Origin of the sequence: Streptomyces diacarni (genome assembly GCF_003323715.1) — a bacterium.
GTDB classification, from domain to species: Bacteria; Actinomycetota; Actinomycetes; order Streptomycetales; family Streptomycetaceae; genus Streptomyces; species Streptomyces diacarni.
Genome location: NZ_QOIN01000033.1, coordinates 1 through 10,857, shown reverse-complemented (window position 1 = coordinate 10,857; position 10,857 = coordinate 1). Strand labels below are relative to the sequence as shown.

The window sequence follows — 10,857 nt, the reverse complement described above, 5'->3', positions numbered from 1 at the left end:
GACCCCTCCCGCGAGTACGGTGATCCGCATGGTCCCCCGCTCCGGGCTCGCCGCGGTCAGCGCGGCGCTGCTCGCCATGAACCGCAGGCTGGAGGTGCGCGACGTCCTCCAGACGATCGTCGCCTCCGCCCGCGACCTGCTCGACGCCGAGTACGCGGCACTCGGCGTCCCCGACGATCACGGCGGCTTCGCCCAGTTCGTCGTCGCCGGGGTCAGCGACGAGCAGTGGAAGGCCATCGGCCCGCTGCCCCGCCAGCACGGCATCCTCGCCGCGATGCTGCACGACGCCACCCCGCAGCGCCTCGCCGACGTCCGCAAGCACCCCCGCTTCGGCGGCTGGCCCTCGGCGCACCCGATGATGGCCGACTTCCTCGGCATGCCCATCGCCGACGGCGAGCAGGTACTCGGCGCGCTCTTCTTGGCGAACAAGCGCTGCCTCGCGGACGAGCGCGGCTCCGCCGAGAAGGCCCCCAGGCGCCCCGCTTCCCAGGAGCGGCCCTGCGCCTTCACCGAGGACGACGAGGAACTGCTGCGCCTGCTCGCCCAGCACGCGGCGCTCGCCCTCACCAACGCGCGCCTCTACGAGCGCAGCCGCGAGCTGACCATCGCCCAGGAGCGCTCCCGCATCGGCCATGAGCTGCACGACGCCGTCGCCCAGAAACTCTTCTCGCTGCGGCTGACGGCCCAGGCCGCCACCGCGCTGGTCGACCGCGACCCCGCCCGGGCCAAGGCGGAGCTGCACGAGGTCGCGCGGCTGTCCGGGGAGGCGGCCGACGAGCTGCGGGCCGCCGTCGTGGAGCTGCGCCCCGCCGCGCTCGACGAGGACGGGCTGGTGGCGACCCTGCGCACCCAGGCGCAGGTCCTCGACCGCGCGCACAGCGCCCGCGTCGACTTCGTGTGCGACGGTGTCAGGGCTCTGCCCTCGGCGCAGGAGGAAGCGCTGCTGCGCGTCGCCCAGGAAGCGCTGCACAACGCACTGCGGCACGCGGACGCCGCACACGTGCGGGTCGCTCTCGCCCGCCGGGGGCCTGCCGTCGTCCTCACCGTCACCGACGACGGCGCCGGCTTCGACCCGGCCGCGGTCCGCTCGGCGGGCCGGCACCTCGGGCTCGTCTCGATGCGGGACAGGGCCTCCGGCGTCGGCGGTGCGCTGACCGTTCACTCGGAGCCCGGCAAGGGCACCGTCGTCTCCATGGAGGTGCCAGGTGGCTGACCGGATCCGGGTCCTGCTCGTCGACGACCACCAGGTCGTACGGCGAGGACTGCGCACGTTCCTGGAGGTGCAGGATGACATCGAGGTCGTGGGGGAGGCCTCGGACGGCGACGAGGGAGTCGCCCGTGCCGAGGAGCTGCGCCCCGACGTCGTCCTGATGGACGTCAAGATGCCCGGCACCGACGGTGTCGAGGCCCTGCGCCTGCTGCGGGAGCGCGGCAACCCGGCCAGGGTGCTGATCGTCACCAGTTTCACCGAGCAGCGCACGGTCGTGCCCGCCCTGCGCGCCGGCGCCGCCGGATACGTCTACAAGGACGTCGACCCCGAGGCGCTGGCGGGCGCCATCCGCTCCGTGCACGCGGGTCACGTGCTGCTCCAGCCCGAGGTCGCCGGCGCGTTGCTCACCGATGACCAGGGCGGCGGCGCGGGTCGCGGCCCCGCACTCACCGAGCGGGAACGCGAGGTGCTCGGCCTGATAGCGGACGGCCGCTCCAACCGGGAGATCGCGCGGGCCCTCGTGCTGTCGGAGAAGACGGTCAAAACGCACGTCTCCAACATCCTGATGAAGCTGGACGTGGCCGACCGTACCCAGGCCGCCTTGTGGGCAGTCCGCCACGGGGTGACGGGGTGACGGGGTGACGGGGTGACGGGGTGGCTCCGCTGAACGGTCACCGGTTGAGGGGGTGACGCGCCGACCGCGCCGGTGCGCGTCACGGAGAGCCAGAGAATTCGGTCTTCCGTTCGCTCCGGCCCGGTCGTTCATACCGTCGTGTGGTCGTCATCTTTTCTGCGTATCCCCACCGGCGGGTGCCCGTTCTCCCTGGTGTGCCCGCGGCGCCCGTCCGCGGTGCGATCAGCTGATTCCACAGGGAGAACACCCCATGAACACTGCCAAGAAGGCCGCCCTCGTCATCGCCGCCGCCGGTGTCGCCGCCGGTGCCTCCGCCGGCACCGCCTTCGCCACCGGGCACCATGCCGACGCCCGCGGCGCGGCCACCAACTCGCCCGGTGTCGGCTCCGGCAACCTCGTCCAGGCCCCGATCCACGTTCCCGCCAACGTCTCGGGCAACTCCGTGAACGTCGTCGGCGTCCTCAACCCCGTCTTCGGCAACCACGCCGTCAACCACTGAGGCGCCGCGCCGGAAGGGCGGGCCCCGGGCCACGGAGCCTCGGGGCCCTGAGCCCCGCGGTCCTACAGCCCGACAGCCCCCGAGCCTCAGGGCCGCCCGCCCTCCCGGCGCCGCTCCAGCTCCTCCGCGTACGCGTTGTACGCGGCCACCTGCGCCCGCCGCGCCGTACGCTCCACGGGGCGCAGCGCCTCAGCGCGCGCCGCGATCGCCGACGCGCTCAGCGCCCCGCCGTGCTCACGCCCGTCACCACCGCCGCCGTACGCGATCGCCACCAGCGCCCCCACCCGCTGGGCCAGCTCCAGCACCCGCACCGCACGCGGCGGATAGCCGGGAGCCAGCAGCTGCCTGCCCGCCTCCATCCGCGCGCGGTACGCCTCCAGCGCCGCGTCCGCGACCGGCCCCGAACCCGCCACGTCCAGCCGGGTGAGCACCTCGGTGGCCTCCCGCAACGCCTCCGCCAGCTCCCGCTCGGCCTCCGCGAGCGACGGCACGTCGGCGGGCGGCGTCTCGCGCACCGGCAGGCACTCCCACACCACCTCGGTGTGCACGTCCTCGGGATCCGCCCCCTGGGGGCCCGCCTCGTGCACGGCGGGAACCAGACCCAGCGCGGCGCCGTGCACCAGCACCGCCTCCTCGGCCGCCACCGCCCGCGCGTTGAACCCCGGCGGTCCGCTCAGCCCCAGCGGGTGGCCCGGCACCGGCAGCGCCACCCGCAGACCGACCGCGCCCAGCGACCGCAGCCGGCCCAGCGCCAGCGTCAGCCCCACCGGCGCGCCCTCCTCATCCGGCAGCGCCACACGGTGCACGGCGTCGCCCGCAACGATGCGCTCGGCGGCCTCGTCGGGCGAGACGAGACCGGCGAAGAGCGCGTTTCCCCAGGCGGCCAACCGCCCGGAACGAGGTTCAGTGAGCATGGACCCAGCCTAGGGAAGCCTAGGGAGAGGCTTTCGCACACGGTGGCGTAGGTTTTCCCCTGGGGAATGTGCCCACAGGCACTCAAACGCGACTGCAATAGGAGACAACGCGCTCATGAGCGAAGTACTGGAGCTGGTGGACGTATCCGTGGTCCGCGACGGACGCGCTCTGGTGGAAGACGTCTCCTGGTCGGTCAAGGAGGGCGAGCGCTGGGTCATCCTCGGTCCCAACGGAGCGGGCAAGACCACCCTGCTCAACGTCGCCTCCAGCTACCTCTTCCCGACCTCGGGCTCCGCCCGCATCCTGGGCGAACAGCTCGGCGGCGTCGACGTGTTCGAGCTGCGCCCGCGCGTCGGCATGGCCAGCATCGCGATGTCCGAGAAGCTCCCCCGCCGCCAGACCGTGCTGGAGACCGTGCTCACCGCCGCCTACGGCATGACGGCGCACTGGCAGGAGAACTACGAGAAGGTCGACGAGGACCGCGCCCGTGCCTTCCTCGACCGCCTGGGCATGTCCGAGTACCTCGACCGCAGGTTCGGCACCCTTTCCGAGGGCGAGCGCAAGCGCACCATGATCGCCCGCGCCATGATGACGGACCCCGAACTGCTGCTCCTCGACGAGCCCGCCGCCGGACTCGACCTGGGCGGGCGTGAAGACCTCGTCCGCCGCCTCGGACGGCTCGCGCGCGACTCCTACGCCCCCTCCATGCTGATGGTCACCCACCACGTCGAGGAGATCCCGCCCGGCTTCACCCACGCCCTGATGATCCGCCAGGGCCGGGTGCTGGCCGCGGGCCCGCTGGAGACGGAACTGACCTCCCGCAACCTCTCGCTCTGCTTCGGCCTCCCGCTCGTCGTCGAGACGCAGAACGGCCGTTGGACCGCACAGGGCCTGCCGCTGCGCTGAGCTCGCGCCTACCATGGGACCCGTGGATGCATGGGTCTGGTGGCTGGTGGCCGCCGCAGCGCTGGGAATCCCGCTCGTCATCACGGCCATGCCCGAGTTCGGCATGCTCGCGGTGGGCGCGGTCGCGGCCGCGGGAACGGCCGGGCTCGGTGGGGGAGCCGTCCCCCAGGTCGTGGTCTTCGCCGTCGTCTCGGTGGCCCTGATCCTGGTCGTACGACCGCTCGCGCGCCGCTCCCGTGCCGAACGGCCCGCGTTGGCCAGCGGCGTGGAGGCACTCAAGGGCCGGCAGGCCGTGGTGCTGGAACAGGTCGACGGGCGCAGCGGCCGCATCAAGCTCGCCGGCGAGATCTGGTCGGCCCGCGCGCTCGACGCGTCGACGACCCACGAGCCGGGCAGTGAGGTGGATGTGGTCGAGATCGACGGAGCCACCGCCGTCGTGATGTGATGGCGTGAGCAACCGCACAGCGAGCGGCAGTTGCACGAGCGGCACGTACACAAGAGGCGATAACAAGATGCAGGGGGCAAGGCCGTGGACGCCATCATCATCGTCCTGATCATCCTGGTGGTGCTCGTCTGTATCGCGCTCATCAAGACGATCCAGGTGATCCCGCAGGCCAGCGCCGCGATCGTGGAGCGCTTCGGACGGTACACCCGCACCTTGAACGCGGGCCTCAACATCGTCGTCCCCTTCATCGACACGGTCCGCAACCGCGTGGACCTCCGCGAGCAGGTCGTGCCCTTCCCACCGCAGCCGGTGATCACCCAGGACAACCTCGTGGTGAACATCGACACCGTCATCTACTACCAGGTCACCGACGCCCGGGCCGCCACCTACGAGGTCGCCAGCTACATCCAGGCGATCGAGCAGCTCACCGTCACCACGCTGCGCAACATCATCGGCGGCATGGACCTGGAGCGCACCCTCACCTCCCGCGAGGAGATCAACGCCGCGCTGCGCGGTGTGCTGGACGAGGCCACCGGCAAGTGGGGCATCCGCGTCAACCGCGTCGAGCTCAAGGCCATCGAGCCGCCGACCTCCATCCAGGACTCGATGGAGAAGCAGATGCGCGCCGACCGTGACAAGCGCGCCGCGATCCTCCAGGCCGAGGGTGTCCGCCAGTCGGCGATCCTCACCGCCGAGGGCGAGAAGCAGTCGGCCATCCTGCGCGCCGAAGGTGAGTCCCGCTCCGCGGCGCTCCGCGCCGAAGGTGAGGCGCAGGCCATCCGTACGGTGTTCGAGTCCATCCACGCAGGGGACCCGGACCAGAAGCTGCTCTCCTACCAGTACCTCCAGATGCTCCCGAAGATCGCCGAGGGCGACGCCAACAAGCTCTGGATCGTCCCCAGCGAGATCGGCGACGCGCTCAAGGGCCTCGGCGGTGCCCTCGACAACTTCCGCCCCGACAGCGGCGGCGGCAACGGCGGCAGCCGTGGCGGCGTCCCCAGCCAGATGACCCCGCCGACCGTCACCAAGCCCCCGCGCGAGCAGCCCCCGCTCGACTCCTGAGCGCACACCGCCAGGGAGGCGCGTCGTCCGGAAGCCGGACGCGGCGCACACGCGCATCCGCCCCTCGGGCATGATCAGTGGCACTGACACCGATCACCGGAGGGGCTTCGCGTGACCATATGGGAGGCAGTCGCCGTCTGCGCCGCGGGAATCGCCGCCGGCGGCATCAACACCGTCGTCGGCTCCGGCACCCTCATCACCTTTCCCGTCCTGCTCGCGGTCGGCCTGCCGCCGGTGACCGCCAACGTCTCCAACACCATCGGTCTCGTCCCCGGCTCCGTCAGCGGAGCCATCGGATACCGCAGGGAGCTGCGCGGCCAGCGCGGCCGCGTCCTGCGGCTCGGCGGCGTCGCCCTCGTCGGCGGACTGACCGGCGCGATCCTGCTGCTCACCCTCCCCAGCAGCGCCTTCGACATGATCGTCCCGGTGCTGATCGCGGTCGCGCTCGTCCTCGTCGTCTTCCAGCCACGGCTGGCCGCCGCCGTCCGCCGCCGGCGCGCACGCAAGGACAGCACAGGACACCCGCACGGCGGCGTCCCCCTCCAGAGCGGCATCCTGGTCGCCAGCGCCTACGGCGGATACTTCGGCGCCGCGCAGGGCGTCATCTACGTGGCGCTGATGGGGCTGCTGCTCAACGACGACCTCCAGCGCATCAACGCCGTCAAGAACGTCCTCGGAGCCGTCGTCAACGGCGTCGCCGCCGTCTTCTTCGTCTTCGTCGCCGACGTCGACTGGACGGCCGTCCTGCTGATCGCGTTCGGATCGGCGGCCGGGGGCCAGCTCGGCGCCCGCATCGGACGCAAGCTGGCCCCCGGGGTGCTCCGCGGCGTCATCGTCGCCGTCGGCCTGGTCGCCATCGTCCAGCTGATACTGGACTGACCCGAGGGGGACCGCCCCGGCCGGCGAGGCCCCTGCCGCCGTCCGGGCGCGCGGGCCGCGGAAGGGACCTCACGCCGTGGCCGCCGGCACCGTCAGCCACTCGGGCAGCGTGTCGCCCTCCCCGAGCCCCAGCGCCAGCAGCAGGGAGTCCGCCGGCGTCGGCTCGAACGGCTTCACCAGCAGCCGCATCCCCGCCTGCGCGGGCGTACGGTCCGCCTTCCTGTGATTGTCCGCCGCACACGCGGCGACCGTGTTCAGCCACGTGTCGCCGCCCCCGTGGGACCGCGGAACGACGTGGTCCACCGTGGTCGCCCGGCGCCCGCAGTACGCACACCTGTGCCGGTCCCGCACCAGCACGCCCCGCCGCGACCACGACGCCCGTTGTCGGAACGGCACTCTCACGAACCTGCGCAGCCTGATCACCTGGGGCACCGGTATCTCCAGCTGCGCCGCGCGCACCCTCAGCCCGGGATGCGACTGCTCGACGACGGCCTTCTCCCGCATCACGAGCACCACGGCACGCCGCAGCGACACCGTCGACAGTGGCTCGAAGCTCGCGTTGAGCACCAACGTCTCCCGCATCCCGCCCGCCTCCCCTTGGACCCCCTCGGATCCCTCGGTCTTTCCCGATTCCTTCGGCTTCTTGCCGGTTCCTCCGCTTTCACCCCGTGCGCCCCTGCGCCGGGTGGCTCCACTGTGCCGCTGTCCCCGCAGGCCGACAACGCAATTTCTGCCCGCTGTACGGCGCGTGAAGAGTCCGGGAACACCAGGTCGAGAAGGAAAGGGAGCCCCGGGGAGACGGGGAGGACCGCCGGCCGCCGGAAGCGCGGGAGAGGCAGGGGAGCGGGCGCGGGAGGAAGGGCGCGAGTGCCCAGTGGGGCGGGCGGCAGGGGAGGCGCGTCGAAGGCAGCCGGCGCGGTCGTCCGACCCCCGGCCGGACTCCGGCGGACGGCGGCGTCGATGAGCGCCTGCCGTCCCCGCTCGCGGTGGCGTACCGCGCCACGGTGCCGACTGCCCGTGATACACGTTGCGCCGCGCACGAGGCGCGGCGCAACGGAATTGTTCCGGCCAGTCGGCCGGAAGCCGGTCTCCCGCTCCCCCGGGAGAGCGGGAGACCGGCTTCCGCTCTTCCGGGGAACCGGACTGCCGGTCAGCCGGGGAGCCGGTCAGTCGGTGAGCCGGGCTGTCGGTCAGCCCTCCGCAGGGATCTCGTACTCGGCGATGACGTGGCCCCGCGCGAGCGTGTGGAAGCGCAGGTTGAACCCGACGAAGGCGGGCGTCGCACCGGCGTCGGGACCGAGCTTGTCCGCGTCCACGGCGTAGACGGTGAACACGTAGCGGTGCGGCCCGTCCCCGGGCGGCGGCGCGGCTCCGCCGAAGTCCCGCGTCCCGAAGTCGTTGCGCACGTGCACGGCGCCCTCGGGGAGCCCCTTCATCTCACCCGTACCGGCACCCGCGGGCAGCTCGGTCACCGAGGCCGGGATGTCGAAGACGGACCAGTGCCAGAAACCGCTGCCGGTCGGCGCGTCCGGGTCGAAGCACGTCACGGCGTAGCTCTTCGTCCCTTCCGGGGCGCCGTCCCACCGCAGGTGCGGAGAGATGTTCCCCTCCGCGTACACCTGTGCGGAACCCAGATGGCCGCCGTCCGCCAGATCGTCGCTCACCACACGAATCGACGGCACCGGGGGGTGGAAGTCATGGGGAAGCGGGCGCCGTTGCTGGTCGGTCACGTCGGAACCTCCTCGTCACGCGAATCGCTGTACCGGCCAGCCTAACGATCGAGGCAGCCTCTCTTTGCCACCATGTCCAGGGTGCGTAAGCACACCCCGTACACCCCAGCCCCACGCCCGCAACCGCGGGCGCCTTCGAGCGAGTGACCACGACGAGACCCGAAGCGGTGGTATGAGATGACCAGCCCCGTGGAACTGCCCGAGCTGCCCCAGGCCGACCTTCCCGGCCTCTTCGACGCCTCGGTGCCCCCCGGCGTCTACCGGTTCCCCTCCGTGGGGCCCGACGCCCTCATGCAGGCGGACGCAGCCGGCTGGTTCGACGCGGTCGTGGACCTGACCGGCGTCGGCAGCAAAGCCGACTTCATGGAGCGTTGCGCCACCGGACTGGAACTCCCCGACTACTTCGGCCGCAACTGGGACGCCCTCGCCGACCTCCTCACCGACCTGTCCTGGTGGGGCGAGACCCGCGGCTACCTGTTCCTGGCCACCGGCTGGACGGAGTTCGAAGCGGCCGACCCCGAGGACGCGGCCGCCGCAGCGGAGGTCTTCACCGCCGCCGTCGGCTTCTGGGCGGTACGCGAGACCCCGCTCAGCATCCTGCTGGGCTGAGCGGGGTCCGCGGTGCGCCGCAGCCGGCGTCCGGCCGGGAGAGTCGAGCGGGGCCGAACCGCCACCGGCCGCGTCAGAACCAGTTGCGCTTCCCGCCGACCTCGGCCAGCCACTGGTTGAGGTACCCGGCCCAGTCCGTCAGCTGGTAGGTGTCGAAGTCCACGGGGAACGCGCGGAAGGTGTCACTGCCCTCCGAGAACAGCCCCGGCTTCTTGTCCATCTCCAGCACCACGTCCATCCCGCGCGAGTCCGCGACAAAGGACAGCTCGACCTGGTTGAGCCCCCGGTACTGCTGCGGCGCGTGGAACTCGATCTCCTGGTAGAAGGGCAGCCGCTGCCGCGTGTTGCGGATGTGCCCCTTCTCCATGTCCGCCGACTTGAAGCGGAAGCCCAGCTGCCCGAACGCGTCCAGAATCGCCTGCTGCGCGGGCAGCGTATGGATCTCCACGGGGTCCAGGTCGGTCGAGTCGACGGCCCGCGCGATCGCCAGCTCCGTGCACACCCCCAGCTGCATCCCCCGCAGCTGCTGCCCCAGGAACGTGGTGACCGGCGTCTCCCACGGAACCTCGAGGCTGAAGGGCACCACGTGCGAAGCGCCCTCGTGCAGGGTCAGCTCGCCCCCGAGCTGCTGGGTACCGAACTCGATGTTCTGATGCATCTCGCCGTCGTCCGTCTCGACCTCGACCCGGGCCTGCAGACCCACGGACAGCGCCTGGATCTCCTGCTCGACGGAGCCGCCCTCGATCCGCACCTCACCCTGGACCACACCCCCAGGCACGGCGTGCGGCTCGTGCAGCACGGTGTCGACGGACGCGCTGCCCATACCCATGCTCGCGAACAGCTTCTTGAAGCCCATCCCTCGTCCTCCCCATCCGGCTTCCCGGCGGAAGCGCGGCCATTTCTCGTGGCGCGGCGCTCGCACGCCGCTCCTTCGCGCGGTTCTTGTACGCTCGGAGGGCATGATCGCAGGCCGAGACAGCAATCCCAGCACGACCGGCGACCACCCGTACCTCCCCCGAACCTTCTTCGACCGTCCTGTCCTGGATGTCGCTCCCGAGCTCCTCGGCCGCATCCTGGTACGCACGACGCCGCAGGGACGCATGCAGTTGCGCATCACGGAGGTCGAGGCGTACGCGGGTGAGGCCGACCCGGGCTCCCACGCCTACCGGGGCAAGACCGCACGCAACGCCTCGATGTTCGGCCCCCCGGGGCACGCGTACGTCTACTTCATCTACGGCATGTGGTACAGCCTGAACCTCGTGTGCGGCCCCGAGGGGCACGCCGGCGGTGTGCTGATCCGCGCGGGTGAGGTACTCGAAGGGGTGGACGAGGCCAGGCACCGCCGGCCCAAGGCCCGCAAGGACGCGGAACTCGCCAAGGGCCCCGCCCGCCTCGCCACGGCACTGGCCGTGGATCGCGAGCTGAACGGCGCCGACGTGTGCTCCCACGACGCCACCGCGCCGCTGAGTGTCCTGGCCGGAGAGCCGGGTGACGCCGACGCGGTACGCAGCGGCCCCCGCACCGGAGTCGGCGGAGAGGGCGCCCACCACCCCTGGCGCTTCTGGCTCGCCGACGATCCGACGGTCAGCCCGTACCGCCCCCACAAACCACGGCACCGCCGCCCGGCGCTTGACGCGAACCGCTCGACCCCTTAACGTAGACCGAGCCGCTGAAGACGGGACGGCTTGCCACGGGTTCACAGCCCAGTGAGAGCGCCCCCGTAAGAAAAGCGGCACATCACTACCCAGGAACGTACACCCCTTCGCCGGGGTCGCTTTCGGTGCGCCGAAAAACGACTCGGAAAGATCTCGATTATGAGTCTCGGGGAGAACGAGCTAAAGTAGTGAACACCGAAAGGGCAAACGTCCGGAGAAACCCGTGAGACGGTTTTGAAGGAAGCGTCCGTTCCTTGAGAACTCAACAGCGTGCCAAAAGTCAACGCCAGATATGTTGATACCCCGACCTGCC

The 10,857-nt window shown here is 71.4% G+C and carries 13 protein-coding genes; 9 read left to right on the top strand and 4 right to left on the bottom strand.

What is annotated here, in order from left to right:
- Window positions 1-28: 28 nt before the first annotated feature.
- From DTL70_RS06005 to DTL70_RS05995, 3 genes are all read left to right on the top strand, one after another.
- Entirely contained in the window at window positions 29-1,213 is a 1,185-nt protein-coding gene (locus tag DTL70_RS06005; RefSeq protein WP_425470319.1) for a GAF domain-containing sensor histidine kinase, read from the top strand.
- Window positions 1,206-1,844 (top strand): response regulator, encoded by a 639-nt coding sequence (locus DTL70_RS06000; protein ID WP_114020812.1) that lies wholly within the window; start codon window positions 1,206-1,208, stop codon window positions 1,842-1,844. The genes DTL70_RS06005 and DTL70_RS06000 overlap by 8 nt, the downstream gene beginning before the upstream one ends.
- Before the next feature lie 250 nt (window positions 1,845-2,094).
- The gene (locus DTL70_RS05995; RefSeq protein WP_114020811.1) at window positions 2,095-2,343 is read left to right on the top strand and encodes a chaplin; all 249 of its coding nucleotides are present in this window, start codon (window positions 2,095-2,097) and stop codon (window positions 2,341-2,343) included.
- An 86-nt stretch (window positions 2,344-2,429) separates the two neighbouring features.
- Here the strand turns inward: DTL70_RS05995 and DTL70_RS05990 are convergent, their stop codons facing one another.
- A complete protein-coding gene (locus DTL70_RS05990) occupies window positions 2,430-3,257 on the bottom strand; it encodes a hypothetical protein (RefSeq protein WP_114020810.1) in 828 nt (275 codons plus the stop codon).
- A 115-nt stretch (window positions 3,258-3,372) separates the two neighbouring features.
- Between DTL70_RS05990 and DTL70_RS05985 the strand changes: the two genes are divergently transcribed.
- The 4 genes from DTL70_RS05985 (at window position 3,373) to DTL70_RS05970 (ending at window position 6,550) form a co-directional block, all read left to right on the top strand.
- A complete protein-coding gene (locus tag DTL70_RS05985) occupies window positions 3,373-4,164 on the top strand; it encodes an ABC transporter ATP-binding protein (RefSeq protein WP_114020809.1) in 792 nt (263 codons plus the stop codon).
- 13 nt (window positions 4,165-4,177) lie between these two features.
- A complete protein-coding gene (locus tag DTL70_RS05980) occupies window positions 4,178-4,609 on the top strand; it encodes an NfeD family protein (protein WP_114020808.1) in 432 nt (143 codons plus the stop codon).
- A gap of 84 nt (window positions 4,610-4,693) precedes the next feature.
- The gene (locus DTL70_RS05975) at window positions 4,694-5,671 is read left to right on the top strand and encodes an SPFH domain-containing protein (protein ID WP_114020807.1); all 978 of its coding nucleotides are present in this window, start codon (window positions 4,694-4,696) and stop codon (window positions 5,669-5,671) included.
- Window positions 5,672-5,782: 111 nt separating this feature from the next.
- The gene (locus DTL70_RS05970) at window positions 5,783-6,550 is read left to right on the top strand and encodes a sulfite exporter TauE/SafE family protein (protein ID WP_114020806.1); all 768 of its coding nucleotides are present in this window, start codon (window positions 5,783-5,785) and stop codon (window positions 6,548-6,550) included.
- 69 nt (window positions 6,551-6,619) lie between these two features.
- Here the strand turns inward: DTL70_RS05970 and DTL70_RS05965 are convergent, their stop codons facing one another.
- Together DTL70_RS05965 and DTL70_RS05960 are read right to left on the bottom strand one after the other, a co-directional pair.
- Entirely contained in the window at window positions 6,620-7,132 is a 513-nt protein-coding gene (locus DTL70_RS05965) for an HNH endonuclease (protein WP_114020805.1), read from the bottom strand.
- 608 nt (window positions 7,133-7,740) lie between these two features.
- Window positions 7,741-8,280: a YbhB/YbcL family Raf kinase inhibitor-like protein gene (locus DTL70_RS05960; protein WP_114020804.1), complete on the bottom strand. Its 540-nt coding sequence runs from the start codon at window positions 8,278-8,280 to the stop codon at window positions 7,741-7,743.
- 177 nt (window positions 8,281-8,457) lie between these two features.
- On the opposite strand from DTL70_RS05960, the gene DTL70_RS05955 reads away from it, so the two are divergent.
- Entirely contained in the window at window positions 8,458-8,889 is a 432-nt protein-coding gene (locus tag DTL70_RS05955) for a barstar family protein (protein WP_114020803.1), read from the top strand.
- 73 nt (window positions 8,890-8,962) lie between these two features.
- On the opposite strand, the gene DTL70_RS05950 is transcribed toward DTL70_RS05955, so the two are convergent.
- Window positions 8,963-9,745: a sporulation protein gene (locus DTL70_RS05950; RefSeq protein WP_114020802.1), complete on the bottom strand. Its 783-nt coding sequence runs from the start codon at window positions 9,743-9,745 to the stop codon at window positions 8,963-8,965.
- 103 nt (window positions 9,746-9,848) lie between these two features.
- Between DTL70_RS05950 and DTL70_RS05945 the strand changes: the two genes are divergently transcribed.
- Window positions 9,849-10,544 carry a DNA-3-methyladenine glycosylase gene (locus tag DTL70_RS05945; protein ID WP_114020801.1) on the top strand — a complete coding sequence of 232 codons (696 nt, stop codon included), beginning with the start codon at window positions 9,849-9,851 and terminating at the stop codon, window positions 10,542-10,544.
- Window positions 10,545-10,857 lie beyond the last annotated feature (313 nt).